Annotated in this window: 25 protein-coding genes and 1 pseudogene; 14 read left to right on the forward strand and 12 right to left on the reverse strand. The window is 72.6% G+C overall.

Annotated elements, in window-relative coordinates; all coding sequences use genetic code 11:
- Positions 1-17 precede the first annotated feature (17 nt).
- From ACWIHY_RS22550 to ACWIHY_RS22560, 3 genes are all read left to right on the forward strand, one after another.
- On the forward strand, positions 18-137 hold the full coding sequence (locus tag ACWIHY_RS22550; RefSeq protein WP_107357889.1) for a SapB/AmfS family lanthipeptide: 120 nt from the start codon (positions 18-20) through the stop codon (positions 135-137).
- A gap of 109 nt (positions 138-246) precedes the next feature.
- A complete protein-coding gene (locus ACWIHY_RS22555) occupies positions 247-2058 on the forward strand; it encodes an ABC transporter ATP-binding protein (protein WP_454377457.1) in 1812 nt (603 codons plus the stop codon).
- Positions 2055-4133 carry an ATP-binding cassette domain-containing protein gene (locus tag ACWIHY_RS22560; RefSeq protein ID WP_454377458.1) on the forward strand — a complete coding sequence of 693 codons (2079 nt, stop codon included), beginning with the start codon at positions 2055-2057 and terminating at the stop codon, positions 4131-4133. The genes ACWIHY_RS22555 and ACWIHY_RS22560 overlap by 4 nt, the downstream gene beginning before the upstream one ends.
- Here the strand turns inward: ACWIHY_RS22560 and ACWIHY_RS22565 are convergent.
- Both ACWIHY_RS22565 and ACWIHY_RS22570 read right to left on the reverse strand, forming a co-directional pair.
- Positions 4059-4625, reverse strand: a pseudogene (locus ACWIHY_RS22565) (LuxR C-terminal-related transcriptional regulator); the annotation flags it as partial. The gene ACWIHY_RS22560 and the pseudogene ACWIHY_RS22565 sit on opposite strands and share 75 nt — an antisense overlap.
- Positions 4626-4734: 109 nt before the next feature.
- Positions 4735-5373, reverse strand: a complete 639-nt coding sequence (locus tag ACWIHY_RS22570) for a TetR family transcriptional regulator (RefSeq protein ID WP_454377459.1) — start codon at positions 5371-5373, stop codon at positions 4735-4737.
- Positions 5374-5603: 230 nt separating this feature from the next.
- Between ACWIHY_RS22570 and ACWIHY_RS22575 the strand changes: the two genes are divergently transcribed.
- From ACWIHY_RS22575 to ACWIHY_RS22585, 3 genes are all read left to right on the forward strand, one after another.
- The gene (locus ACWIHY_RS22575) at positions 5604-6920 is read left to right on the forward strand and encodes a glycosyltransferase family 4 protein (RefSeq protein WP_454377460.1); all 1317 of its coding nucleotides are present in this window, start codon (positions 5604-5606) and stop codon (positions 6918-6920) included.
- A gap of 116 nt (positions 6921-7036) precedes the next feature.
- Positions 7037-7783 carry a class I SAM-dependent methyltransferase gene (locus ACWIHY_RS22580; RefSeq protein WP_454377461.1) on the forward strand — a complete coding sequence of 249 codons (747 nt, stop codon included), beginning with the start codon at positions 7037-7039 and terminating at the stop codon, positions 7781-7783.
- The gene (locus ACWIHY_RS22585) at positions 7780-8850 is read left to right on the forward strand and encodes a prenyltransferase (protein WP_454377462.1); all 1071 of its coding nucleotides are present in this window, start codon (positions 7780-7782) and stop codon (positions 8848-8850) included. The genes ACWIHY_RS22580 and ACWIHY_RS22585 overlap by 4 nt, the downstream gene beginning before the upstream one ends.
- An 8-nt stretch (positions 8851-8858) precedes the next feature.
- On the opposite strand, the gene ACWIHY_RS22590 is transcribed toward ACWIHY_RS22585, so the two are convergent.
- Entirely contained in the window at positions 8859-9152 is a 294-nt protein-coding gene (locus ACWIHY_RS22590; RefSeq protein ID WP_454377463.1) for a hypothetical protein, read from the reverse strand.
- A gap of 71 nt (positions 9153-9223) precedes the next feature.
- Here ACWIHY_RS22590 and ACWIHY_RS22595 point away from each other — a divergent pair, with 71 nt between their 5' ends.
- Complete coding sequence (locus ACWIHY_RS22595; protein WP_454377464.1) at positions 9224-10006, forward strand: maleylpyruvate isomerase family mycothiol-dependent enzyme; 783 nt, start codon at positions 9224-9226, stop codon at positions 10004-10006.
- Between the two features lie 88 nt (positions 10007-10094).
- On the opposite strand, the gene ACWIHY_RS22600 is transcribed toward ACWIHY_RS22595, so the two are convergent.
- From ACWIHY_RS22600 to ACWIHY_RS22620, 5 genes are all read right to left on the reverse strand, one after another.
- The gene (locus ACWIHY_RS22600) at positions 10095-11105 is read right to left on the reverse strand and encodes an LLM class F420-dependent oxidoreductase (protein WP_454377465.1); all 1011 of its coding nucleotides are present in this window, start codon (positions 11103-11105) and stop codon (positions 10095-10097) included.
- Positions 11106-11225: 120 nt separating this feature from the next.
- On the reverse strand, positions 11226-12098 hold the full coding sequence (locus ACWIHY_RS22605; protein ID WP_454377466.1) for a DUF5336 domain-containing protein: 873 nt from the start codon (positions 12096-12098) through the stop codon (positions 11226-11228).
- A 120-nt stretch (positions 12099-12218) separates the two neighbouring features.
- The gene (locus ACWIHY_RS22610) at positions 12219-13223 is read right to left on the reverse strand and encodes an N-acetylmuramoyl-L-alanine amidase (protein WP_454377467.1); all 1005 of its coding nucleotides are present in this window, start codon (positions 13221-13223) and stop codon (positions 12219-12221) included.
- A gap of 22 nt (positions 13224-13245) precedes the next feature.
- Positions 13246-13890, reverse strand: coding sequence for a class I SAM-dependent methyltransferase (locus ACWIHY_RS22615; protein WP_454377468.1), 645 nt, complete (start codon positions 13888-13890; stop codon positions 13246-13248).
- Between the two features lie 157 nt (positions 13891-14047).
- A complete protein-coding gene (locus tag ACWIHY_RS22620) occupies positions 14048-14377 on the reverse strand; it encodes a hypothetical protein (RefSeq protein WP_454377469.1) in 330 nt (109 codons plus the stop codon).
- A 160-nt stretch (positions 14378-14537) separates the two neighbouring features.
- Between ACWIHY_RS22620 and ACWIHY_RS22625 the strand changes: the two genes are divergently transcribed.
- The 4 genes from ACWIHY_RS22625 (at position 14538) to ACWIHY_RS22640 (ending at position 19742) form a co-directional block, all read left to right on the forward strand.
- Positions 14538-16781: an acyl-CoA dehydrogenase gene (locus ACWIHY_RS22625; protein WP_454377470.1), complete on the forward strand. Its 2244-nt coding sequence runs from the start codon at positions 14538-14540 to the stop codon at positions 16779-16781.
- A gap of 14 nt (positions 16782-16795) precedes the next feature.
- Positions 16796-17986 (forward strand): lipid-transfer protein, encoded by a 1191-nt coding sequence (locus ACWIHY_RS22630; protein ID WP_454377471.1) that lies wholly within the window; start codon positions 16796-16798, stop codon positions 17984-17986.
- Positions 17987-18052: 66 nt separating this feature from the next.
- Positions 18053-18214, forward strand: coding sequence for a carbohydrate-binding protein (locus ACWIHY_RS22635; RefSeq protein ID WP_454377472.1), 162 nt, complete (start codon positions 18053-18055; stop codon positions 18212-18214).
- A gap of 100 nt (positions 18215-18314) precedes the next feature.
- Positions 18315-19742 carry an MFS transporter gene (locus tag ACWIHY_RS22640; RefSeq protein ID WP_454377473.1) on the forward strand — a complete coding sequence of 476 codons (1428 nt, stop codon included), beginning with the start codon at positions 18315-18317 and terminating at the stop codon, positions 19740-19742.
- A gap of 9 nt (positions 19743-19751) precedes the next feature.
- On the opposite strand, the gene ACWIHY_RS22645 is transcribed toward ACWIHY_RS22640, so the two are convergent.
- The 4 genes from ACWIHY_RS22645 to ACWIHY_RS22660 form a co-directional block, all read right to left on the reverse strand.
- A complete protein-coding gene (locus ACWIHY_RS22645; protein ID WP_454377474.1) occupies positions 19752-20357 on the reverse strand; it encodes a response regulator in 606 nt (201 codons plus the stop codon).
- Positions 20354-21448 carry a sensor histidine kinase gene (locus tag ACWIHY_RS22650; protein WP_454377560.1) on the reverse strand — a complete coding sequence of 365 codons (1095 nt, stop codon included), beginning with the start codon at positions 21446-21448 and terminating at the stop codon, positions 20354-20356. Before ACWIHY_RS22650 ends, ACWIHY_RS22645 begins: the two co-directional genes overlap by 4 nt.
- Positions 21449-21540: 92 nt before the next feature.
- Entirely contained in the window at positions 21541-22275 is a 735-nt protein-coding gene (locus tag ACWIHY_RS22655) for an ABC transporter permease (protein WP_454377475.1), read from the reverse strand.
- A complete protein-coding gene (locus ACWIHY_RS22660; RefSeq protein WP_454377476.1) occupies positions 22275-23186 on the reverse strand; it encodes an ATP-binding cassette domain-containing protein in 912 nt (303 codons plus the stop codon). Before ACWIHY_RS22660 ends, ACWIHY_RS22655 begins: the two co-directional genes overlap by 1 nt.
- 275 nt (positions 23187-23461) lie before the next feature.
- Here ACWIHY_RS22660 and ACWIHY_RS22665 point away from each other — a divergent pair, with 275 nt between their 5' ends.
- The 3 genes from ACWIHY_RS22665 to ACWIHY_RS22675 are packed head-to-tail and all read left to right on the forward strand — an operon-like array spanning position 23462 to position 26388.
- Positions 23462-24316: a MaoC/PaaZ C-terminal domain-containing protein gene (locus ACWIHY_RS22665; protein ID WP_454377477.1), complete on the forward strand. Its 855-nt coding sequence runs from the start codon at positions 23462-23464 to the stop codon at positions 24314-24316.
- A 22-nt stretch (positions 24317-24338) separates the two neighbouring features.
- Complete coding sequence (locus tag ACWIHY_RS22670) at positions 24339-25424, forward strand: Zn-dependent alcohol dehydrogenase (RefSeq protein WP_454377478.1); 1086 nt, start codon at positions 24339-24341, stop codon at positions 25422-25424.
- A 16-nt stretch (positions 25425-25440) separates the two neighbouring features.
- On the forward strand, positions 25441-26388 hold the full coding sequence (locus ACWIHY_RS22675; RefSeq protein WP_454377561.1) for a 3-oxoacyl-ACP reductase: 948 nt from the start codon (positions 25441-25443) through the stop codon (positions 26386-26388).
- The last annotated feature ends 63 nt before the right edge of the window (positions 26389-26451 follow it).

A 26451-nucleotide genomic window follows, 5' to 3' on the forward strand; every position in this document is an offset into this window, starting at 1 on the left:
AACCGAAGGGAAACACCATGGCACTTCTCGACCTTCAGAGCCTGGACACCCCCGAGACCGACGGCGGCGACCAGAGCAGCCTGAGCCTGCTGGCGTGCGACAAGCACAGCTCCAACAGCTTCCTGCTGTGTCTGTGACGTCGAGAGAGATCTCTGCGGCGTTCTGACAGAGATGCGGCCCCGGGGGGTACGGCACACCTCCCGGGGCCCGCACATCTGCCCGCACGAGGGGAAGGGGCGAAGGCGGATGCACCGGAAGCCGGCCCAGGAGCCGGACCAACCCCGTGCGGCCGACCGGCTGCTGCTCGGCTCCGTACGGCACAGCGCGGTCCCCGGCGCCGCGATCCTGGTCCTCAGTACCGCGGGCGCCGCGACTGGCCTGGCGCTGCCCGCCGTGCTCGGCCACACACTCGACCTGCTGCTCTCCGGGCGGTCCGCCACCGCGTGGCTCACCGCCTGCGCGGCCCTCACCTGCCTGCTCGTCCTGGTCGACGCGGTCGACGGGGTACTGACCGGCACCACCAACGCCCGCTCCACCGTCTGGTTCCGCCGCCGCCTGCTGCGGCACGTCCTGGCGGCCGGGCCACGCTGCACGGACCGGGTGCCGCCCGGCGACCTCGTGGCCCGACTGGTCGGCAACGCGGCCCACGCCGGAGGCGCCCCGGCCGCGCTCGCGGGCACGCTCGCCGCCGTGGTCACCCCCGTCGGCGGGCTCGTCGCCCTCGCGGTCGTGGACCTGTGGACGGCGGGGGCGTTCCTCGTCGGCATGCCGTTGCTCGTCCTGCTGCTGAAAGCCTTCGTCCGCGAATCCGGCGACAGCGTCGCGCGCTATCAGGAGGGCCAGGGCGAGATCGCCGCACGCCTCGTGGAGGCGGTCGGCGGCGCCCGTACGATCGCCGCCGCCGGCACGGCCCGCCGCGAACAGGCCCGCGTCCTGGAGCCGCTGGCGGGGCTCAGCGCCCAGGGCTACCGGATGTGGCGGGTCCAGGGGCGCTCCACCGCCCAGGCCGCCGTGATCGTGCCGCTGCTCCAGATCGCCGTGCTCGCGGTGGCCGGAACACGCCTCGCGGCCGGTGAACTCTCGGTGGGCGGGTTGCTCGCCGCCGCCCGGTACGCGGCGCTAGCCACCGGCATCGGCATGCTGGTCGGGCGGCTGAACGGCCTGGTGCGCAGCCGGGGCGCGGCCCGCCGACTCGCCGGCCTGCTCGCCGTACCGGCCACCGCGCACGGCGACGCGGAGCTGCCGCCCGGCGCCGGGACACTGGAGCTGCGCGGCGTCACGGTCGCCCACGGTGACCGTACGATCCTGGACGCTCTCGACCTCACCGTCCCCGGCGGCACCTCGCTGGCCCTCGTCGGCCGCTCCGGTTCCGGCAAGTCCACTCTCGCCGCGGTCGCCGGGCGCCTCGCCGACCCCGACGCGGGCACGGTCGCACTCGACGGCGTACCACTGCGGGAGCTGCCCCGTGACGTGCTGCGCCGCGCGATCGGCCAAGCCTTCGAGCGGCCCGCGCTGCTGGGCGGCACGATCGGCGGCACGATCGCCTTCGGTGGCGACGAACCGGACGCGTCAGCGGTGCGGGAGGCGGCCGGGGCAGCCTGCGCGGACGACTTCGTACGCCGCCTTCCGCTCGGTTACGACACCCCGTGCGCCGAGGCGCCGCTCTCCGGCGGCGAGGCGCAACGCCTCGGGCTGGCCCGGGCGTTCGCGCATCCCGGGAGGCTGCTGATCCTCGACGACGCGACCTCCAGCCTCGATACGGTCACCGAGCTGCGGGTTGGTGAGGCGCTGACCCGGGAGGCCGGTGCCCGTACCCGCCTGATCATCGCCCACCGGGCGTCGACGGCGGCCCGCGCCGACCAGGTTGCCTGGCTCCATGGGGGCCGCATCCGCGCGGTGGGGCCGCACGCGGTGCTCTGGCGGCAACTGGCCGGATACCGGGCGGTGTTCACCGACCCGGCGGCCGACGCTGACGTCGACGCCCACGCCGACCCGGGCACCGCGCCGGAGACCGTGCATCCCGCGACGGACCCCGCAACGGACCAAGGCAGGTCATGACGCCCGACGCATCCCCCCTGCGCACCGAAGGGCTGCGCTTTTTGAACCGGCGGCGGCCCGTGCTGGCCCGACTGGGCCTCTGGTCGCTGCTCGAAGCCGCGCAGACCTTCCTCTTCGGGTACGCCGTCGCGCGCGCGCTCGACCACGGGTTCCTGGCCGGACGTACGGCCGAGGGGCTGGGCTGGCTGGGGGCCGCCGCCGTGGCCGTCGCGGCCGGGGCGTACGGCACCGCGCGGGTCTTCCGGGCCGTGTCCGAGCTGGTGGAACCCTTGCGCGACGGCCTCGTACGCCGGGTCGTCGGCCGTGCCCTGCAGGACGCCGACCACGCGGCGGTGTCCCGGCTCACCCATCAGGTGGAGATCGCCAGGGACACCTTCGCGGGTCTGGTGATGGTCTCCCGGTCGTTCGTCTTCACGGCGGCCGGTGCGCTGGCCGGGCTGGCGTCGCTGGCGCCCGCGCTGCTGCTCGTCGTGGTGCCGCCGCTGGTCCTGGGGCTCGGCCTGTTCCTCGTGACCCTGCGCCCGATGGCCCGTCGGCAGGAGACGTTCCTCGACGCCGACGAGGCGGTCGCGGAGGTACTGGACGCCACCGCCGCCGGGCTGCGGGACATCGCCGCGGCGGGCGCCGAGACGCGGACGGCCGCCGGGGCCGACGCCCGGTTCGCCGCCGAGTTCCGCGCCGCGCGCACCCTCGCCCGGTGGGGCGTGCTGCGGGTGCTCGCGGTGGCGGTGGGCGGCCGGCTGCCGGTGGTCCTGCTGCTGGTGACCGCCCCCTGGCTGCTGGGCCGCGGGGTGACACCCGGCGACCTCGTGGGCGCCCTCACGTACCTCATGTACGCCCTGGTGCCCGCCCTCCAGAGCCTGATGCAGGCCCTGGGAACGGCGGGCTCCCGCCTGACGGTGGTCCTCCGCCGCCTGACGGAGCGGGGGTCCGGGCCGTCGGCGGACGAGGACGTCCCGGACACCGGACGGGCGCGGCCCCGACACCCGGATGCCGGGCGGGCCGAGTCCCGACGCCCGGATGCCGTCCGGGGCGGGTCCGGCCCGCGGCCCGACCCCCGGCACGGGGAGGACGCGGAGGCGGGCAGTTCCGTGGGGACGCCCATCTCCCGGCGGCCCCGAGCGGACGCCGACGTCGGCGGCGGTGCTCCTCCCGGTGCCGGAGCCCCGGTCCGGGAAGGGGCGGCGTGGGGAGGGAGCCCGTCCCGCTCGGCCGTTCGCGGGCGGCCCGCGGTGGAGCTGCGGGGCGTGACCTTCGCCTACGGGCCGCGCGCCGAGCCGGTGTTCCGGGCGCTGGATCTCGCCGTCCCGGCAGGTGGCCGTCTCACCGTCGTCGGGCCCAGCGGTATCGGCAAGTCCACCCTGACCGCCCTCGTCGCGGGACTTCTGGCCCCCGGCCGCGGCGAAGTCCTGCTCTGCGGCGAGCCGGTGCGCGACGCCGCACACCGGCGGGTACTGGTGCCGCAGGAGGCGTACGTCTTCTCCGGCGCCCTGCGCGACAACCTCACCTATCTGTGCCCGGAGCCGCCGTCCGATTCAGCCGTGCTCGCCTCCGCCCGCGCGGTCGGGGCGTACGAGCTGCTCCTGCGGCTCGGTGGTCCCGACGCCACCGTGGCCCCCGGCGAACTGTCGGCGGGCGAGCGGCAGTTGATCGCCCTCGCCCGCGCCCATCTGGCACCCGTGCCCGTCGTCCTGCTGGACGAGGCGACCTGTCATCTCGATCCCGCCGCCGAGGCCCGCGCCGAACGCGCCTTCGCCGAGCGCCCGGACACCACGCTGATCGTCGTGGCCCACCGGATCAGCTCGGCCCGGCGCGCCGACCGCGTGCTGGTGATGGACGGTACGCACGCGGTCTGCGGCAGCCACGACGAGCTGATCCGGCGCTCGGCTCTGTACCGGGACCTGGCCGGCGGCTGGTCAGAGCCAGCCGGCGCCCTGGGAGATGCGAATGGCGTCCACGCGATTGCGGGCCCCGGTCTTCCGGGTGATCGCGGCCATGTAGTTGCGCACCGTCCCGTTGGTCAGGTGCAGGCTGTGGGCGATCTCGGTGACGTCCGCCCCCTCGGCGGCCAGTGACAGCACGCTCAGTTCCCGTGTGGTGAGGGGACTCCGCGCGGCCTCCAGGAAGCCGCACGCCAGCGAGTCGTCGACGAACCGTTCGCCCGCCGCGACCCGCCGTACTCCTTCGAGGAGCCGCTCGGCCGGGGCGTCCTTGCTGACGTACCCCTGGGCGTCGGTCTCGTACGCGCGCCGCAGCAGACCGGGTTTGCCTGCCGGGACGAGGACGAGCAGCGAGCAGCCGGGGTGCGAATCCGACACTTCGGCGGCGGCGGTCAGGCACGGTGATCCCGGCCCTTCGGAGTCGGCCACGCAGACCTGCGGCGGCATTGACCCCGCGCTGCGTAACGCTCCGAGTGATGTGCTCGTCGATATCTCTATGCCGGACTCCTTTTCGAGCAGTGCGGCGAGTCCCGACCGCACCAGACAGACATCGTGCACGAGAAGAACGCGGATCATGCTTGTCACTGCCTGTTCCCCCTGGGGTCCCCCGGTGTCCTGCATGGACATGGCACGTCGCTCATTAGTACCCGGGGCGGCCGATCTCACGGTGCGAAATCAGGCCATTGGGGAGCGCGGCAGGGGCGCGGCGGGCGCACTCCAGGCGTGCGTGCGCCTGTTACCGGCGGTAGGTCACCGGGGTTCCGCCGGGGCCGGCCGGGTCGGTCAGATCGATCAGCCGGCACACCGTCTCGATGTCGATCTTCACCTGCGCGATCGACGCCCGGCCCGAAAGCCAGGTGATCAGTGCCGAGTGCCAGGTGTGCTCGATGACCCTGACCGCCGACAGCTGCTCCGGGGTCGGCGGTCCCTTCAGGTCCATCGCGTCCAGGATGATCGCCGTCGTCTGGCGCGAGACCGTGTCCACCTCGGGGCTGACGCTGCGGTCCGCGAAGGTCAGGGCCCGCACCATCGCGTCCGCCAGCTGCGGCTCCCGCTGCAGGGCCCGGAAGGCGCGCATCAGTGTCTCGGCGACCCGCTCGGCCGCGCTCTCGCCGCCCGGGGGCCGCTTGCGCAGCGTGGTGTGCATGTGCTGGAGCTGGTCCTGCATGGTGGCGACCAGCAGGTGGACCTTGGACGGGAAGTAGCGGTACAACGTGCCCAGCGCGACGCCGGCGGCCTCGGCGACCTCGCGCATCTGCACCGCGTCGAAACCGCCCCGGCTGGCCAGCTGGGCGCTGGCGTGCAGGATCCGGCGGCGGCGCGCCTCCTGGCGTTCCGTCAGAGGCGGCGACGAGGGCTTGACTTCCGCTGTCATGCGTCCCATTCCATGGCATTTGTCCGTACGCCGGGCATGGGGGGCCGGGGCCCCCGGGTGGCACAGCATGGCAGGGTGCCGGTCGTGGTGCGAATCACCTGATCCGGCGCTTACGGTTGCGCTACCTGCCGGTAGATTCAGACCTCGTCGGACGTTCGATACTGAAACTTGTTCTAGGTTAGCGCCAGCGGCTACGCTCCGGTGAAAGAGCAGTAAGAAGGGGGCCGGGAGTGACCGCTGAGGCCATAGAGGCGGGCCCCCACGCGGGGGACCTCGTCAAGGGCGACCGTCCGCTGCGCATCGCGCTCCTGACGTACAAGGGCAACCCCTTCTGCGGAGGCCAGGGCGTCTACGTCCGCCACCTCTCGCGCGAGCTCGCCCGGCTCGGCCACAGCGTCGAAGTCCTCGGCTCCCAGCCCTACCCCGTGCTCGACGAGGGCGTCCCGCTCACCGAGCTGGCCAGCCTCGACCTGTACCGCAGCCCCGACCCGTTCCGTACGCCGGGGCGCGACGAGTACCGCGACTGGATCGACGCCCTCGAAGTGGCGACGATGTGGACCGGCGGCTTCCCCGAGCCCCTCACCTTCTCGCTGCGCGCCAAGCGCCACCTGGCGGCCCGCCGGGGCGACTTCGATGTCATCCACGACAACCAGACGCTCGGCTACGGACTGCTCGCCGACCTCGGCGCCCCCCTGGTCACCACGATCCACCACCCCATCACCGTCGACCGGCAGCTCGACCTCGACGCCGCCGGCAGCCGCCGCAAGCGCGCCTCCGTGCGCCGCTGGTACGGCTTCACCCGCATGCAGAAGCGCGTCGCCCGCCGCCTGCCCTCCGTGCTCACCGTCTCCGGCTCCTCGCAGGAGGAGATAGTCGAGCACCTCGGGGTGCGCCGCGACCGCATCCGCGTGGTGCACATCGGCGCCGACACCGGCCTGTGGTCCCCGGACCCGTCCGTCGCCGAGATCCCGGGGCGGATCGTGACGACGTCCAGCGCCGACGTACCGCTCAAGGGACTCGTCCACCTCGTCGAGGCGCTCGCCAAGCTCCGCACCGAGCAGCCCGACGCCCACCTCGTCGTCGTCGGCAAGCGCGCCGAGGACGGTCCGGTCGCCCAGGCCATCGAGCGGTACGGCCTCCAGGGCGCCGTCGAGTTCGTCAAGGGCATCAGCGACCAGGAGCTCGTCGACCTCGTACGCAGCGCCCAGGTCTCCTGCGTTCCTTCCCTGTACGAGGGCTTCTCACTGCCCGCCGCCGAAGCCATGGCCACCGGCACCCCGCTCGTCGCCACCACCGGCGGCGCGATCCCCGAAGTCACGGGAAGGGACGGCGAGACGTGCCTGGCCGTGCCGCCCGGCGACGCGGGCGCGCTGGCCGCCGCTCTCGGCCGGCTCCTGGACGACCCCGCGCTGCGCCTGCGCCTCGGCGCGGCCGGACGGGCCCGCGTGCTGGACCGGTTCACCTGGGCCAAGGCCGCCCAGGGCACCGCCGAGCTCTACCGGGAGCGGATCGCCGCCCACAGCGCGGTGCGCGGGGGAGCCCGGTGAGACCCCGTTGACGCGGACGCCCCCGCCGACACAGAACCCCCGCCGCCCCGCGGCCCCCGCCATGCGCGCCCGGTGATCCGGCGCCGTAACCATCTCCATCCGGAAGGGCAGACCCCGTGCTGACCGTGGACTTCTCCCGCTTCCCGCTCGCCCCGGGCGATCGCGTACTCGACCTGGGCTGCGGCGCGGGCCGGCACGCCTTCGAGTGCTACCGGCGCGGCGCCCAGGTGGTGGCCCTCGACCAGAACGGCGAGGAGATCCGCGAGGTCGCCAAGTGGTTCGCCGCCATGAAGGAGGCCGGTGAGGCCCCGGCGGGCGCCACGGCCACCGCCATGGAGGGCGACGCGCTCAACCTCCCCTTCCCCGACGCCTCCTTCGACGTCGTGATCATCTCCGAGGTCATGGAGCACATCCCCGACGACAAGGGGGTGCTGGCCGAGATGGTCCGCGTACTGAAGCCCGGCGGGCGCATCGCCGTCACCGTGCCGCGCTACGGGCCGGAGAAGATCTGCTGGGCGCTGAGCGACGCGTACCACGAGGTCGAGGGCGGCCACATCCGCATCTACAAGGCCGACGAGCTGCTCGGCAAGATGCGCGAAGCGGGCCTCAAGCCGTACGGCACGCACCACGCCCACGCGCTGCACTCGCCGTACTGGTGGCTGAAGTGCGCGTTCGGCGTCGACAACGACAAAGCGCTGCCGGTCCGGGCCTACCACAAGCTGCTGGTCTGGGACATCATGAAGAAGCCCCTGGCCACGCGCATCGCCGAACAGGCCCTCAATCCCCTCGTGGGCAAGAGCTTCGTGGCGTACGCGACCAAGCCGCACCTGCCGGCCACGTCGGTCACGGCGGACGCCAAGTGACCATCCCCGAGCGCACGGAACACCTCGTCCTGCCCGGTGTCCTCACCTCCGAGGAGGCCGCCGCGACCGTGGCGGGCATCCTCGCCGCGCAGCGCGAGGACGGCGCCATCCCCTGGTTCAGGGGCCACCACCTCGACCCGTGGGACCACACCGAGGCCGCCATGGCGCTCGACGCGGCGGGCGAGCACGACGCCGCCGCCCGTGCCTACGCGTGGCTGGCCCGGCACCAGAACGCGGACGGCTCCTGGTACGCGGCGTACGACGACGGGGACGCGGAGCGCGTCACCGACCTGGGCCGCGAGACCAACTTCTGCGCGTACATCGCCGTCGGCGTCTGGCACCACTACCTGGCCACCGGCGACGACGCGTTCGTCGACCGCATGTGGCCGGCCGTCTACGCGGCGGTCGAGTTCGTCCTCGCCCTCCAGCAGCCCGGCGGCCAGATCGGCTGGAAGCGCGAGGAGGACGGCACGCCCGTCAACGACGCGCTGCTCACCGGCAGTTCCTCCATCCACCAGGCACTGCGCTGCGCGCTCGCCATCGCCGAGCAGCGCGAGGAGCCGCAGCCCGACTGGGAGCTGGCGGTCGGCGCGCTGCGCCATGCCATCCAGCGCCACCCGGAGCGGTTCCTCGACAAGAACCGCTACTCGATGGACTGGTACTACCCGATCCTGGCGGGCGCGGTCACCGGGCCGGAGGCCAAGGCCCGCATCGAGGCGGACTGGGACCGGTTCGTCGTCCCGGGGCGGGGCGTGCGCTGCATACTCCCGAACCCGTGGGTGACCGGCGGCGAAAGCTGCGAACTCGCCCTCGCCCTGTGGGTGATGGGGGAGTCGGACCGCGCGCTGGAGATTCTCCAGTCGATCCAGCACCTACGGGCGCCGGGCGGCATGTACTGGACCGGGTACGTCTTCGAGGGCAACCGGGCCGTCTGGCCCGAGGAGCTCACCACCTGGACGGCGGGTTCACTGCTGCTGGCGGTGGCCGCCCTCGGAGGAGACGAGGCGACCACCGCGGTCTTCAGCGGCGAACGGCTGCCGCTCGGCCTGGACCCGGACTGCTGCTGACAGCGGGCTCAGTGACGGCGGACGACGTTCGCCAGAGCGTGCCCGGCGAAGAGGTACACGATGGCCGCGAGCCCGTAGCCGGCGACGACGCGTGCCCAGGCCTCGTCGAAGGTGAACAGGTCGTAGGACCAGCCGGCCAGCCACCGGGCGGCGTCCTGGACGAAGTTCACCAGGTCGTTCGCGCGGTTGGCGTCCAGCAGGTACATCAGGATCCACAGGCCGATGATGACGGCCATGATGTCGGCGATGACGACGATGACCGTCGCTGCCTGGTTGCTTCCACTGCGATGGCGTGGGGACATGTCGAACGTGTTGCCGTTTTGCGCCGGTCAAAACCGGGCCGCCCGATTGCTCGATTCACTAGAGTGCCCGCATGACTGACCTGGGGCACGCGCAGTACTGCGACGAAATCGTCCGGCAGACCGACCTCCTGCGGGCCGTCCTGATCGGCGCGGACCTGGGCGCGAAGGTGCCGACCTGCCCCGACTGGACCCTGGGACACCTCGCGCGGCACGTCGGCGGCGCGCACCGCTGGGTCGAGACGATCGTACGGACGAAGGCTTCCGGCGACGTCCCCGAGGACCGGGTGCGCGGTTTCACAGGGCCCGGCGACGCCGAGCCGGCCGCCCTGGACACGTGGTTGGCGGAGGGCGCGCAGAAGGCGGCCGACACGCTGCGCGCGGCCGGGCCGGACGCCCAGGTGTGGTCCTGGAGCGCGGACCACCGGGCGGCGTTCTGGGCGCGGCGCATGACCCACGAGACGGTGGTCCACCGCGCGGACGCGGCGATCGCCGCCAAAATCGCCTTCGAGGTCGCTCCGGAAGTGGCGGCCGACGCGATCGACGAGTGGCTGGAGATCGTCGCCTGGACGCAGTCCACCGGCACCGACGCGGAGGCGAACGAGCTGCGGGGCGCGGGCCGCTCCCTCCACCTCCACGCGACGGACGTGCCGGACGCGGAGTGGCTGATCGAGTTCGGCGCGGACGGCTTCACCTGGCGCCGGGCCCACGAGAAGGCGACAGTCGCGCTGCGCGGCCCGCTCGCCGACGTACTCCTGGCCTTCTACCGCCGCCTGCCCACCGACAGCGACCGGGTGGAGGTGCTGGGCGACGCGGCGCTGCTGGACTTCTGGCTGGAGCGGGCGTCGTTCGGCTGAGAGCCGCGTACGGTCCGGCCCGCAGACCGACCGGCAGGAGCCGGAAGGCCGTCCGGCTCGGTACCCCGGTCGTACAACTGGCTCCTGATCAGCTGTTCAGGTCGGCCAGTACGCGCAAGGTATGCCGGTCGGGGGCCGTCACCAGGAGGTCGGTGACCGGGCCCTCGCGCCACAGCTCCAGGCGTTCCGCGATCCGCTCGCGCGGGCCCACGAGGGAGATCTCGTCGGCGAACGCGTCGGGAACCGCCAGGACCGCCTCCTCCTTCCGGCCCGCGAGGAACAGCTCCTGGACGCGTCGGGCCTCCTCCTCGAAACCCATGCGGGCCATCAGGTCGGCGTGGAAGTTGCGGGCCGCGTGCCCCATGCCGCCGATGTAGAAGCCCAGCATCGCCTTGACCGGCAGCAGGCCCTCCGCCACGTCGTCGCAGACCTTGGCCCGCGCCATCGGCGCCACCATGAACCCGGCGGGGAGAGCGGTCAGCGACGCGGCGTACACCTCTGTGCGCATCGGCGACCAGTAGAGCGGGAGCCAGCCGTCGGCGATGCGGGTCGTCTGGGCGATGTTCTTCGGGCCCTCTGCGCCGAGCAGGAGGGGGAGGCCGGACCGCAGCGGGTGAGTGATCGGCTTGAGTGCCTTGCCGATTCCGACGGCGTCCGCGCCCCGGTACGGGAGCGGGTGGAACCGCCCGTCCACCTCCACCGGCGCCTCACGCGCGAGCACTTGGCGGATGGTGTCGACGTACTCCCGCGTCGCGGTGAGCGGACTGGCGGGGAAGGGGCGCCCGTACCAGCCCTCGACGACCTGTGGGCCCGAAAGTCCGAGCCCGAGCGTCATCCGGCCGCCGGAGAGGTGGTCGAGGGTGAGGGCGTGCATGGCGGTGGCGGTGGGCGTGCGGGCGGCCATCTGGGCCACGGCGGTGCCGAGCCCGATGCGGGAGGTGTGCGCCGCGATCCAGGTGAGGGGAGTGAAGGCGTCGGAACCCCAGGCCTCGGCGGTCCACACGGAGTCGTAGCCGAGGCGCTCGGCCTCGCGGGCCAGGGCGAGATGGCCGGGGTCGGGCCCGCGGCCCCAGTAACCGAGAGCGAGTCCGAGGCGCATCCCTGAGTCCTCCCCGTACGACCGTTGCTGACGGTGCGTCAGAACAATGACCGGGCGACTGTACGACAACGGCCCCCCGCCCGGAAGGGCGAGGGGCCGTCGCTGTCGCGCTACGGGATGTCAGCCGCGCTGGATGCCGGTGGTGTCCTGGAGGACACCGCGGCGGCCGTCCTGCGTCTGGGCGACCAGACCGGGACCGCGCTGCTCCACCGCCAGGTACCAGGTGCCGGGCGCCAGCTCGGCGATCGGCGTCTGCGAACCGTCCTCGGCGTACAGCGGACGGGCGACCGGAACCGCGAACCAGAACGGCGCGAAGTCCGCGGCGGCGGTGGTGGGACCGCCACCCTGCTGCGCCTGCGGTGCCGGGGCCTGCTGCTGCGCCTGCTGCTGACCCTGCTGGGGCTGCTGCGCACCGTACGGCTGCTGCTGGCCGGGGCCGGGCTGACCGGGCTGCCCGCCGAAGGGCGGCTGCTGGGCGCCGGGGTAACCGTAGCCACCGGGGCCCGGCTGACCGGGCTGCCCGCCGTACGGCTGCGCGACCTGCGGCTTCGGGGCGCCCATGAGCGGGGCCTTGAGCGCGGGCACGAGCGGGGCGGCGACGGCGCCGGCGGCGAGGATCAGCACCGCGAGCAGGCCGAGGATCTGGCCCGGACCGGAGTCGCTGCCGTCGATGATCGTCCAGAACGCGGTCCAGGCCGCGAAGACGGCGAACGCGACGCCGAACTGGCCGAGGTCGAGGCCCGCGATCTTGCGCTGCTGCGGCAGGGAACGGGACACCACGATGAGCGCCGCCGCGATCACGCCGGCGAGGTAGATGCTCATCAGGAGGCCCAGGCTGTCCCAGGCGTTGAAGGAGCCGACGTCCGGAGGGCAGAAGTTGCCCGAGCAGGCCGGCTTGTCGTACGACTTGAAATCGAGGAACGAGGCGATGAACAGCACCACCGCTGCTCCGATCACCACGCCGTCGCCTCGAGTGAGGGAGCGGATGTTCACTTTGAAGGTCCTTAGTGGGTCGACTCGTCGGGGCGGCACAGTGTGAAGCTCGGGGGCAGCTCCCCATCGTACGGATGAATGTATCGTCCCCTCCGCGGGGTCGGCCCCCGGGTGTCAGACCTACCCCTTCAGGTAACTCCCGATGCCGTCCGCGATCCCCTGCGCCGCTTTCTGGCGCCAGCCTTCGTTCGTCAGCAGAGCCGCGTCCTTCGCGTCACGCATATTGCCGCATTCGATGAACACCTTGGGCACAGTCGACAGGTTGAGGCCGCCGAGGTCCTTGCGTACGTCCAACGCGGTGCCGTCGCCCACGTAGTTGGAGGGCGCGCTGCCCGTCGCCTGGACGAACTTGCCCGCGATGCGCGTTCCCAGATCGCGCGAAGGGCCGACGATCTTCGTGGTGTCCGCGGCTCCGTCCTTCACCAGGGCGGGCAGGATCACGTGGAAGCCGCGGTTCCCGGCCGCCGAGCCGTCGGCGTGCACGGAGACCACGGCGTCGGCCTTCGCCTCGTTGCCGATGCGTGCCCGCTCGTCCACGCACGGGCCGTACGGGCGGTCCTCGTTCTGCACCAGTTTGACCGTCGCGCCCTGTGCCTCCAGGAGGGAGCGCAGGCGGCGCGAGACGTCGAGGGTGAACGAGGCCTCGGTGTAGCCGCCGTTGGTGGACGTGCCCGTGGTGTCGCATTCCTTGTGATGCGTACCGACATCGACGAGTTTGTTGATTTCGCGCGTATGGCGGAAATTGCCGGGGTTGTGACCGGGATCGACCACTACGACCTTGCCGGCGAGCGGCCCGGTCCCGTCCGGCTTCGGGGTCTTCCCGTCCTTCCCGTCCTTCTTGGTTCCGGAAGGGGAGGGCGAGGCGGCGGACGGGGAGGCGCTCGACGCGGGCGGCTTGGTGGGCGCCGACGGCTTTCCGTCGGCGGGCGGCGACGCGGACCGGCTCTGGCCGGGGAGCGGCATCACCTTCGGCGGATCGCTGTCGCCGGGGCCGCTCATCGCCTGCCACACGAGCCAGCCCGCCAGCGCGGTCGGCACGAGCGCGGCGACCGCGACGGTGACGTTCCCGCGGCCGAAGCGGCGGGAAGAGGACGGGGGGGTGGGGGGCTGGCTGTCGTACGACACCCGGCGATGCTATCCGGGCCGGTCAGATCCCCGGGGAAACGCGGCGCAGGACGCGCAGCGAGTCGGTCACCGAGACTTCGGTGAAAGCGCCGGACGTGAGGGCGCGCTGGTGCACGCGGTAAGGGGCCTGGCCTCCGTCCGCCGGGTCCGGGAAGACGTCGTGGATCACCAGTAGCCCGCCGTCGGCGACGTACGGCGCCCAGCCCTCGTAGTCGCCGTTCGCGTGCTCGTCGGTGTGGCCGCCGTCGATGAAGACGAGACCGGCCTTGCCGCCCCACACGGCCGCGACCTGCGGCGAACGCCCGACGATCGCGACCACGTGGTCTTCGAGGCCTGCCTTGTGCAGCGTGCGGCGGAAGGTCGGCAGGGTGTCCATCAGGCCGACCTCCGGGTCCACGACCGTCGGGTCGTGGTACTCCCAGCCGGGCTGCTGCTCCTCGCTGCCCCGGTGGTGGTCGACGGTGATCGCGACCGTGCCGGCCTCGCGGGCGGCGTCGGCGAGCAGGATCGTGGAGCGCCCGCAGTACGTACCCACCTCGACCAGCGGCAGCCCGAGCGCACCGGCTTCGGCGGCGGCGGCGTACAGGGCGAGCCCTTCGCGCACCGGCATGAAGCCCTTGGCGGCCTCGAAAGCGGCGAGCGTCTCCGGCTTGGGGGCGGCGGCCATGGGGTTCCTCCTGGTCGTGCGCGTCTACTGGGCGGTCACATCGTAGGCGGGGGCCGCCCGACACTGCGGGGCGGCCGTTCGCGATGCCCCCTGATCCCCGTCGCCACAGCGCTCCGCCCCGGTGCGGGTGCGGGCACCGGGGCGGAAGGGGTGGTTGTCAGTGGAAGACGACCGAGCGCACCTTGAGTCGCTCGGAGCCGTGGCCGGTGTGGGCTTGGAGGTCGAACTGCGGGCCGGTGCACTCTGCCCCCGCGTAGACGGTGGCGGCCGCATTCGTCGCGTTCCCTGGCGTGTGGGCCGGCAGAACGGTCTCGTCCGCCACCTCGGGAAGGGTGACGCACTCCCCGCTCGGAGGGTTGGTCAGCGTGCCGGTCTGGTCGGCGTACTTGTACGTGAAGGTGCCGTCGGCCGCACCGGCCGGGGCGGGCAGCGTCAGTACGAGCGCGAAGGCGCCGACAGTGGCCGCCAGGGTGCTGCGGAGTCGCATGAAGTTCCATCCGGTTGATGTTGAAGGCTTTGTGCCTTCTGTCCGTTGCCCACGCGGATGCCCCACGATGTCCCCGCCACTCGAACGGGTGTAGCCGTATCGATTCTTCACCCCACACCTGACCTTCCGTCAGATTGAAACGTGTTCTAGTCTGCCGCGCATGGGTATCGGAATCACGCAAGAGCATCGCGACCTGGCGGACTCCGTACGCCGTTGGCTCGCGCGGGCCGTGCCGCCCGAGGCCGTGCGGAAGGTGCTCGACGGGACTGTGCTCGACGGGACTGTGCTCGACGGGACTGGGTTCGACGGGACGAAAGAGCGGCGGCCCGGGTACTGGGACGGGGCCGCGGAGCAGGGCCTGCACGGGATTCATCTGCCCGAGGAGTGCGGCGGCGGAGGCGGGACGCTGCTCGACCTCGCCGTCGTACTGGAGGAGACCGGCCGTGCCGCGCTTCCCGGGCCGTATCTGCCGAGTGTGCTCGCCTCAGAGGTGCTGCGGCGCGGCGGCCGTGGTGAGCTCGTCGCCGCGCTGGCGTCGGGCGCGCGCATCGGGGCCGTAGCGCTCGGCGCGGGGACACTCACCGCCACGCCCGTCGACGGCGGCTACCGGCTGGACGGGACCGCCCCGCCCGTCCTGGGCGGCGCGCAGGCGGACGTCCTCGTGCTCGCCGCCGGGAGCGAGTGGTTCGCCGTGGACGCCGGGGAGCTGGCGGTCCGCACGCACGACAGCGCCGACCCGACCCGGCTCACCGCCGAGGTCACCGCGCACGCCGTCACCGTCCCCGCCGACCGGCTGCTCGTCTTCGGTGCCGACGGCGGTGGTGCCGGCGGTGTGCGCGGTGTCGGCGACGGTGAGGGTGGCGGTGCGTCCGTCACCGTCCACGATCTCGCCGCCGTGCTGTACGCGGCCGACGCGTGCGGCACCGCCGGCTGGGCGCTGCACACCGCCGCCGAGCACGCCAAGGTGCGCGAGCAGTTCGGGCGGCCCATCGGACAGTTCCAGGCGGTCAAGCACCTCTGCGCCGACATGCTCGTACGTCTCGAACAGGCCAGGGCGCTCGCCTGGGACGCGGCCCGTTCCGTCGGAACCGAGGCCGGGGGGCTGGTCGCCGCACTCGCCGCGTCGGCCGCACTCGACGCCGCGTACTCCTGCGCCAAGGACTGCGTCCAGATCCTCGGCGGCATCGGCTTCACCTGGGAACACGACGCCCACCTGTACCTGCGCAGGGCGCTGGTCGCCCGGCAGCTGCTCGGCACGGGCGACGCCCACCGGCTGCGCGCCGCGCGCCTCGCCGCGGCCGGTGCGCGGCGCGAGCTGCGGCTGGAGCTCCCGCCGGAAGCGGACGCGTACCGGAAACAGGCGTGCGAGGCGATCGGGGTCGCGCGCGGCCTCGACCCGGGCGCCGCCCGCCGCGCCCTCGCGCCGACCGGGTACGCCGCCCCGCACCTGCCGCCGCCGTACGGGCTGGGGGCGGGCCCCGTGCAGCAGCTCGCCGTGCAGCGGGAGATGCGGGAGGCGGGGGTGAAGGTGAGCGACCTGGGGATCGCCACCTGGGTCGTGCCCTCCCTGATCACGTACGGCACGCCGGAGCAGCAGGAGCGCTACCTGGGGCCGACGCTGCGCGGCGACGTGCTGTGGTGCCAGCTGTTCTCGGAGCCGGAGGCGGGGTCGGACCTCGCGTCGCTGCGGACGCGGGCGGACAGGACGGCCGACGGGTGGCGCGTCAACGGCCAGAAGGTGTGGACGAGCGCGGCGCAATGGGCCGACTACGGGATCCTGCTCGCCCGCACGGACCCGGACGCGCCGAAGCATCAAGGGCTGACGTACTTCGTCGTCGACATGAAGGCGGCCCGCGGCATCGACATCCGGCCGCTGAGGGAGATCACCGGCGACTCGCTCTTCAACGAGGTCTACTTCGACGACGTACTGCTGCCCGCCGACGCGGTGGTCGGGGAGGTGAACGGCGGCTGGCAGGTCGCCCGCAACACCCTCGGCAACGAGCGGGTCCACATGGCAGGGCAGGTCGCCTTCGACACCGGGCTCGAAGCGTTGATCGCGGGGTCCGACAGACTCGACGGCGCGTACCGGGCGCGCATCGGGGCGCTCCTCGCCGAGGCACACGCCCTCGCCTGCATCGGGCTGCGTACGACGACGCGCCAGGTGTCGGGGCTCGATCCGGGCGCGGGAGCGAGCGTACGCAAACTCGTCCAGACACCCCACCAGCAGAAGGTCGCCGAACTCGCCCTCGAGCTGCTCGGCCCGCGGGGCGCGGTGCGCGAGGGGGCGGGGGAGCGGGCCGTGCACGGCTTCCTCATGTCGCGCTGCCTGACGATCGCGGGCGGCACGACGCAGGTCCAGCTCAATGTCGTCGCCGAGCGCCTGCTCGGCCTGCCGCGTGACTGAAGGGAGCTCCGCTGATGAAGGCGTACATCGTCGGTGTCGGGATGACGAAGTTCGAGAAGCCCGAGCGTCGTGACTGGCAGTACTGGGACATGGCGAAGGAGGCCGGGACGAAGGCGCTGGCCGATGCCGGGGTCGCGTACGGGGAGGTCCAGCAGGTCCCCGTCGGCTACTGCTTCCAGGCCTCGACAGCCGGCCAGCGGGCGGCGTACGAACTCGGCCTGACCGGCGTCCCCGTCTACAACGTCAACAACAACTGCGCGACCGGATCGACGGCGCTGATGATGGCCCGGCAGTTCGTCGAGGGCGGCATCAGCGACTGTGTGCTGGCGCTGGGCTTCGAGAAGATGAAGCGGGGCGCACTGGGCGGCGGCTCGGACGGGGGCGACTTCGCCACGTCGCCCGTCGCCCGCCACTACGGCGTGATGGCTGCCGCGCACGGCTTCGAGATGACCCCGCCCACCGCGCAGATCTTCGGCAACGCGGCGCGCGAGCACATGGAGCGGTACGGCACGACGGAGGCGCAGCTGGCCGCAGTCGCCGCCAAGAACCACCGGCACTCGGCGGACAACCCCAACGCCCAGTTCCGGGACGTGTGGACGGCCGAGGAGATACTCGCCGCGAAAACCGTCCACCGGCCGCTCACCAGGCTCCAGTGCTCCCCGACCTCCGACGGGGCGGCGGCGGCCCTGGTCGTCTCCGAACGATTCGTCGTCCGGCACGGCCTGCACGGCAAGGCCGTCGAGATCGTCGCCCAGGCGATGACGACGGACACCGAGGAGTCCTTCGCGTCCGGTTCCTGCGTCGACGTGGTGGGCAAGCCGATGTCCCGGGCGGCCGCGCGGCAGGTGTACGAGGCGTCCGGCCTCGGCATCGAGGACGTCGACGTGATCGAGCTGCACGACTGCTTCTCCGTCAATGAGCTGCTGACGTACGAGGCGCTGGGCATGTGCCGGGACGGCGAATCCGGCAAGCTCGTGGAGAGCGGAGCGACGACGTACGGGGGGCGCTGGGTCGTCAACCCGTCCGGCGGCCTGATCTCCAAGGGCCACCCCCTGGGCGCGACCGGCCTCGCGCAGGCGGCGGAACTGACCTGGCAGCTGCGGGGCGAGGCGGGGGCGCGGCAGGTGGACGGGGCGCGGGTGGGCCTGGCGCACAACATCGGGCTGGGCGGGGCGGCGGTGGTGACGCTGCTGCGGGGAGCGTGAGCCGCGGGGCGTGGGAGGATTCGTGCGGGCCGGCAACTGGCCGGCCCATGGAAAGGGCGTCCTCACATGGCAGCGGGATATTCGGAATGGAAAGTCAACCGGCAGTATTCGGTGAATGACCGCGTCGCTCACCTGGGTAAGCAGTACCGCTGCCTGGTGACGCACAAGTCGAATTCCGCGAGCAATCCGAAGACGACCGTGAAGATGTGGCAGAAGGACGCCGCCTAGGACCCGTGAGGCCGTGCCCCGGGCGATCCCGGAGGGTGAGCGAGGACGTGGGCCGCCACGCCGATGTACGGGGTGCAGTGTTGCTGCGAGCATGACAGGCATGGTCCAAGCCTCCCCCTCCTCCGAAACCCGGATACCCGCCGCCCGCAAGCCGTCCCGCACCTGGGCCGTCGTGCTCGCCGCCTGTGCGGGCCAGTTCCTCGTCGTCCTCGACGTCTCCGTCGTCAATGTCGCGCTGCCCTCGATGCGCGCCGACCTCGGGCTCAGCGCGATCGGGCTGCAATGGGTCGTCAACGCCTACTCGATCGCCTTCGCCGGATTCATGCTGCTCGGCGGACGCGCCGCCGACCTCTTCGGCCGTAAGCGCACGTTCCTGACCGGGCTCGGCCTGTTCACCGCCGCCTCCCTCGCCGGCGGGCTCGCCCAGGAGGACTGGCACCTGCTGGCCGCCCGCGCCGTGCAGGGCCTCGGCGCGGCGGTGCTGGCCCCCGCGACGCTCACCATCCTCACCTCGGCCGTCCCCGAAGGCCCTGCCCGGACGCGGGCCATCGGAACGTGGTCGGCGGTCGGCGCGGGCGGCGGCGCCGCGGGCGGGCTCGTCGGCGGCGTACTGACGGACGCGCTGTCGTGGCGCTGGGTCCTGCTGATCAACGTGCCGGTCGGCGCCCTGGTCCTGGCCGGCGCGGCCCTGTGGCTCGTCGAGAGCCACGCCAGGGACGGCCGGCGGCTCGACCTCCCCGGCGCACTGCTGGTCACCGCCGGGCTCGCGACCCTCGCGTACGGGATCGTGCAGACCGAGGCGCAGGGCTGGACGGCGGCCGAAACCCTGGTGCCTCTGGCGGCGGGGCTCGTGCTCCTCGGCGTCTTCGTGGCGGTGGAGGCGCGGACGAAGGCACCGCTGATGCCGCTGAAGTTCTTCCGCGTACGGGCGGTCTCGGCGGCGAACGCGGCGATGTTCGTGAACGGCTCCGCGCTGTTCTGCATGTGGTTCTTCATGACGCTGTACGCCCAGAACGTCCTCGGCTACACCCCGCTCGGCGCCGGGCTCGCCCTCGTCCCCAGCTCGATGAGCATCGTCCTCGGCGCCAAGCTGGCCCCGCGTTTCATGGCCGGGTTCGGGGCCCGCCGGGTCGCGGTCACCGGCACCCTGATCGCGGCCGCCGGCATGGCGTGGCAGTCCTCGATGGACGACGACGGCACGTACCTCACGGCCATCCTCGGCCCCGGCATCGTGATGATGGCCGGCGCCGGCCTCGCGTCGACCCCGCTGGCCGCGCTCGCCACATCGGGCGGCGAACTGGGCGACGCCGGGCTCCTGTCGGGCCTCATCAACACCTCGCGCACGATGGGCGGCGCACTGGGCCTCGCGGTCCTGTCGACGGTCGCGGCGTCCAGGACGGCGGGCGGTGCGAGCGCGGAGGCCGTCACGGCCGGATACGCGCTGGCGTTCCGGGTGGGCGCGGGGGCGCTGTTCGCCGGGGTCGCGCTGATGCTGGTCTGGCTGCCGCGCCGGAGGAGGCAGGGGTAGCGGGCAGGGTCAGAGCCAGCCCTGCTGCCGCGCTGCCCGTACGGCTTCCATGCGGTTGCGGGTGCCGGTCTTGCCGATGGCCGACGACAGGTAGTTCCGTACGGTCGACTCCGACAGGCGCAGCTTCCCCGCGATGTCCGCCACCGTCGCGCCGTCCACCGCCGCGTTCAGTACGTCGCACTCGCGCGCGGTCAGCGGGCTCGGCCCCGAGCTGAGGGCGGCCGCCGCCAGCGCCGGGTCGATGACGGTCTCGCCGGTCAGCACCCGGCGGATCGTCGCGGCCAGCTCCTCCACGGGACCGTCCTTGACCAGGAAACCCGCCGCGCCCGCCTCCATCGCGCGCCGCAGGTATCCCGGCCTGCCGAAGGTGGTGAGGATGACGACCCGGCAGTCGGGCGCCTCGTCGCGCAGCAGCGCGGCGGCGTCGAGACCGCTGAGGCCCGGGAGTTCGATGTCCAGGAGTGCCACGTCGGGCCGGGAGGCGACGGCGGCGTCCACGATCTCGTCGCCCGCGGCGACCTGGGCGACGACCTCGATGTCCGCCTCCAGGCCGAGCAGCAGGGCCAGGGCGCCGCGCATCATGCCCTGGTCCTCGGCGAGGAGGACTCTGATCATGGGGTGGGCTCCAGTTCGAGGTCGGTACCGGCGGGCAGTTCGGCGCTCACCAGGAAGCCGCCGCGGGTGGAAGGGCCGGCGTCGAGCGTGCCGCCGGCCGCCGCGAGACGCTCGGTGAGGCCCTTGAGGCCCGTGCCGCCGATCGAGGCGAGGGGCTGGTCGGAGCTTACGCCCCGGCCGTTGTCGGTGATCTTCAGATGCACGCGTTCGGGTGAGCTGTCGACGGAGATCTCGCAGCGGTCCGCGCCACTGTGCCGTACTGCGTTGGTGACGGCCTCCCGCACCACCCAGCCGAGCAGCGCCTCCGTCTGCGGGGACAGGGGCGGACCCGTCCGGCGTACGACCGGCTCGATGCCGGCCGCGCCGAGGGCGGACCGGGCGCCGTCGAGTTCGGCGGCCAGACTGCCCTCGCGGTAGCCGGTGACGGCTTCACGGATCTCGGTCAGGGCCTGGCGGCCGACGGACTCGATGTCGGAGACCTGGGCGAGGGCCGCGTCCAGGTCGCGCGGGGCGAGGCGGCGGGCGGCCTCCGACTTCACGACGATGACGGACAGCGTGTGGCCGAGGAGGTCGTGCAGGTCGCGGGAGAAGCGCAGGCGTTCCTTCTCGACGGCGGCGTGGGCCAGTTGCTCGCGGGTGGCGCGCAGTTCACGGACCGTCGCGGAGAGGGACAGGATGGTGGCGGTCACCAGGCCGCTGATGAAAGTGCCGTAGCCGACGGCGGCGGAGTCCCAGATCCGGCCGCCGTCCCCGCTCGCGAGGTATCCGGCGGAGCCGGAGACGGCGCTCAGCACCACGATGAGCGCCTTGTCGCGCAGTACGGTCCCGCAGGCCAGCGCGAGCAGGGGGAAGAGCAGCCGCCACGGGCCGCCGTAGGCGTGCGCCACCGCGTAGGTGACGCCCGCCATGCCGGCCAGTGCCACCAGTACCGACGGGTGCTTGCGCCTCTTCTCGTCGAAGGCGTTGAACACGACGTAGATGTAGAGGGAGTTGAAGGCGAGCAGTCCGGCGCCGCCCAGCCAGGGGTTCGGTGTCCTGCCCTGGATCAGGTTGGACAGGCCGCCCAGGCCGAACAGCAGCCACGGCAGCATGGTGAAGCCGCTCGGCGGGCCGGGCCGCCGCAGTTCGTCGCACTTCCCGCCGCCCACAGCCGTCCCCGTTTCTCCCCGTACTGCCAGGGCGCTCACGCGGTCCTGGCCGACCGACGGTAGGAGACCACGGCGTACGACCCGAAGGCCAGCAGCCAGCAGCAGAGCACCACGAGCGTCACCGGGTCCGGCGCGCCGCCCGCCGTCGTGGACCGGCCGAGGTCCGCGAAACGGTAGGCCGGGCTGTACTCGGCGAGGGCGCGCAGCCAGCCCGGGAAGAACTCGGTGGGGAACCACAGTCCGCCCAGGAGCGAGAACCCCGTCAGGCACGCCATGTTGACGAGGCCGGCGGTCTGGGCGGTCAGCCGGTAGCCGTTGCCCATGCCGAACAGGGTGAAGGGCAGCGCCCCGAGCCACAGCAGCAGCGTCAGCGCGGCCCACTGCCAGGCGTCGAGCCGTACGCCGTTGACCAAAGCGCCGGCCATCAGCACCGCCAGCACCGCCGGCAGCACGGTCACCGAACCGCTGATCGCGCGCCCCAGCACCACGCGCCGGGGGTCCAGCGGCGTGATGCGCAGCTGCCGCAGCCAGCCGAGCGCCTTGTCGGATGCGACACCCGTACCGATGGAGGTCGCGGCGCCCAGCGCTCCGTACGCGGCCATCCCGACCATGGCCGAGACGCGCCAGGTGTCGGCGGTGTTCTCGGTGGCGTCGCCCTTGCCGATGTTGGTGAACAGGAGATACATCAGCACGGGCATCCCGATCCCGAAGATGACGAACCCGGGATCGCGCAGGGTGCGGCGTGTTTCCAGCCTGATGTATCCGAGCATCACACGGTCTCCCCGGTGAGCTGGAGGAAGGCGTCGTCGAGGGAGGCGGGGGCCACTTCGAGGCCGCGGATCGCGCCCAGTCCGGCGAGGGCGACCACGGTGGCGTCCGAGTCGTCCGTACGCAGATACGTGCGGCCGCCGCGCGTCCGCGCCGAGACGACGCCGGGCAGCAGCGCGAGCGCCACGTCGTCCCGCGGGCCCGCCGGGCCGCGGTCGAAGGAGACCAGGCTCCCGCCCGCCGCCCGCTTCAGGCGGTCGCCGCTGTCGTCCGCGACGATCCGGCCGCGGTCGATGACGACGATCCGGTCGGCGTTGTCGTCGGCCTCCTCCAGATAGTGGGTGGAGAAGAGGACCGTGTTGCCGCGGCCCGCGTAGGCCCTCATCGAGTCCCAGAAGGCGCGTCTGGCCTCCACGTCGAGCGCCGCGGTCGGCTCGTCCAGCACGATCAGCTCCGGGCCGCCCGCCAGCGCGACGGCGAAGCGCACGCGCTGCATCTGGCCGCCGGACAGCTTGTCGACGCGGCGGGACCCGAACGCGCCCAGCCCCGCCAGCTCCAGCGCCTCGGCGACCGGCATCGGGCTCGGATACGTCGACGCGACGAAGGCGACCAGCTCGCGCACGGTGACCCGGGGGATCGGCCGCCCGTCCTGAAGCATCGCCCCGACCCGCCCGGCGCGGACCGCCCGCGCCGGGGTGTCCCCGAAGAGGCGGACCGTGCCCTCGTCGGGCTCGTCGAGCCCGAGCAGCAGCGAGAGGGCGGTCGACTTGCCGGCGCCGTTGCGGCCGAGCAGCGCGACCGTCTCCCCGCGCCGGATGTCCAGCCCGATCCCGTCCACGGCACGCACGGCGCCGAAGCTCTTGACCGCCCCGGTGAAGCTCACCGCGAGCCGGTCGTCCCTTGTCGTCTTCATAAGGACGACGCTACGGAGAAGGGGCGGTGCGGCGGCAGATGCGCTTGTACGGACTCGGCCGGGACAAATGTACCGGCGGCCCGTCGCCGGTGATCTGACGCAGCGTCAGCGAGCTGTCTTCACAACTGTCCGGGCGTGAGCTATACATAGGCCCCATCGGCCTAGAACGCGTTCTAGAACGGGCGGTCCACGGCCGGTCCCGTACGACCTCGGTGCGGCCGACGGTGCGGACGGCCGCACCGAGGTCTTCCATCCGACAAGGGAGCAGCATCCCCATGCCCATCGATGCCGCAAAGGCCGTAGCAGCCGAACCCCGCAGCGCCGAGATCGCCTGGGACCACAAGGACGTCCAGCTCTACCACCTCGGCCTCGGCGCCGGCACGCCCGCCACCGACCCCGACGAGCTGCGCTACACCCTCGAATCCCGGCTGCACGTTCTGCCCAGCTTCGCCACCGTCGCGGGCGCCGGCATGGCCGTCGCCGGCGGCCTCTCCGCGCCCGGCATCGACGTGGACCTCGCGCACGTCCTGCACGGCGGCCAGAGCATCGAGCTGCACCGCCCGATTCCCGTCCGGGGCAAGGCGGTGCAGACCTCCAGGGTCCAGGCGGTGTACGACAAGGGCAAAGCGGCCGTCATCGTGCTGCGCTCCGAGACCGCCGCCGACGACGGCCCGCTGTGGACCAGCGACGCGCAGATCTTCGTACGCGGCGAAGGCGGCTTCGGCGGCGAGCGCGGCCCCTCCGCCCGTACCGAACAGCCCGCCCGCCCGCCGGACGCGGAAGCGGAACGGCGCGTACGCGAGGACCAGGCGCTCCTCTACCGGCTCTCCGGCGACTGGAACCCGCTGCACGCCGATCCGGAGTTCGCCGCGCTCGCCGGCTTCGACCGGCCGATCCTGCACGGCCTGTGCTCGTACGGCATGACGCTCAAGGCCGTGGTCGACACCGTGCTCGGCGGCGACGTCGCACGCGTGAGCTCGTACAGCACCCGCTTCGCCGGGGTCGTCTTCCCCGGCGAGACCCTGCGCCTGCGGATGTGGAAGTCGCCGGGGCGCGTCCAGGTGTCGGTCACCGCCGTCGAGAGGGACGACGCGCCGGTCCTCGCCGACACCACCGTCGTACACACCTGACCTCCGTGAAGGGAGCCGTACCGTGCGCGCAGCCGTACTGCACGAGATAGGGCAGGACAAGCTCGAAATACTCGACGACGTCGAGGCGGTGGGCTTTGGCCCCGGCAAGGTCAAGATCCGCGTCCGGGCCACCGGACTGTGCCACTCCGACCTCTCCGCGATGAGCGGCGTACTACCGCAGCCCGCCCCCTTCGTCCCGGGCCACGAGGGCGCGGGCGAGGTCCTCGACGTCGGCGACGGCGTCATCGGCATCAGCCAGGGCGACCGGGTCCTCGTCTGCTGGCTGCCCGCCTGCGGCGCCTGTCCGTCCTGCAAGCGCGGCCAGACGCACCTGTGCCTGGCCGGACTCATGAACGCGGGCACGCCCAACTTCAAGCGCGTCGGCGGTAGCACTTCCGACGTATTCGGCTTCGCCGGGACCGGCACCTTCACCGAGGAGGTCGTGGTCGACGCGGGCTGCGCCGTCCCGATACCCGACGACCTGCCGTACGAGATCGCCGCGCTCATCGGCTGCGGCGTGACGACGGGCCTGGGCGCGGCCATCAACACCGCCCAGGTGGAAGCCGGTGCGTCGGTCGCCGTCATCGGCTGCGGCGGCGTCGGCATCTCGGCCATCCAGGGCGCGCGGGTCCAGGGCGCGGCCCAGATCGTCGCCGTCGACCCGGTGGCGTCGCGGCGCGAGGCGGCGCTGAGGTTCGGCGCGACGGAAGCGGTCTCGCCGGACGAACTCGCCGACGCCAGGCAGCGCGTCACCGCCGGGGAGGGCTTCGACTACGTCTTCGAGGTCGTGGGCAGGTCCGCCACGGCCCGGACGGCGTACGAGACGACGCGGCGCGGCGGCACGCTGTGCGTCGTCGGAGCGGGGGCGATGGACGACTTCTTCCAGGTCAACATGTTCGAGCTGTTCTTCGACGAGAAGCGGATACTGCCGTCGATGTACGGCGGCGGTGACGTGCTCCGTTCGTACGAGCGGGCCATCGCACTCTGGCGTGCGGGACGGATCGACCTGGAGAGCCTGATCACCCACCGGGTGCGGCTGGACGGGATCAACGACGCCCTGGACCAGATGCGTACGGGCGAGGCCCTGCGCACGTGCATCGAGATCTGAGGGACCGCGGATGTCACTGTCACCGGCACTGCCGCTCGACGGCCTGTCCGCCGTCGTCACGGGCGCGGGGCGCGGGCTCGGCCGCGCGGAGGCCCTGGAACTGGCCCGGCTCGGAGCGAGCGTCGTGGTCAACGACTACGGGCAGCCGGGGCGCGACGGCTCGGGCGAGGCGTCGGCGGCCCCGGCCGAGGAGGTGGCGGCGGAGATCCGGGCGGCTGGCGGGCAGGCCGTGGCCCACCTCGGCGACGTATCGGACCATGAACAGGCGGGCGCGCTGGTCCAGTTGGCCGTCGGTACGTACGGAAAGCTGGACATCCTGGTCAACAACGCGGGCATTCTCCGTGACCGGATGGTCTTCTCGATGACCGAGGACGAGTGGGACTCGGTCATCCGCGTTCACCTCAAGGGCCACTTCAACACCACTCACTTCGCGGCGGCGCACTGGCGGGCGCGCTCCAAGTCGGCGGGCGCCCCGGTCTACGGCCGGATCGTCAACACGTCGTCCGAGGCGTACCTGGCGGGATCGGCCGGCCAGCCCAACTACGCGGCGGCGAAGGGTGGCATCGTCGGACTGACGACTTCGACGGCGCTGGCGCTGGGGAAGTACGGCGTCACGGCCAACGCGATCTGTCCGCGCGCGCGGACACGGATGACGGAGGACGTGTTCGCCGGCTTCGCGGAGCCGGCGGGGGGCGAACTGGACGCGCTGGCCCCCGAACACGTGTCCCCGCTGGTCGGCTACCTCGCGTCCCCGGCGGCCGGGAAGGTCAACGGACAGCTGCTCGTGGTGCACGGCGGCATGGTCGCGGTCATGGAACGGCCGAAGGTGGCGGTCAAGTTCGGCACGGCGAAGGAGGCCTTCACGTACGAGGAGCTGGCCGAGCAGCTGTCGCCGCACTTCGAGGGACGGCCGGCGGACGAGACGTTCGCGGCGACGGAGGTGCTGGGCCTGAAACGGGAGTGAGGGCGGCCCTGCGGGCGGTTTGTTCCCCACCCCGTCCCTTCCCGGGCCCGGGGTGGAGCCCCG

The organism is Streptomyces sp. NPDC055287, from assembly GCF_053646035.1.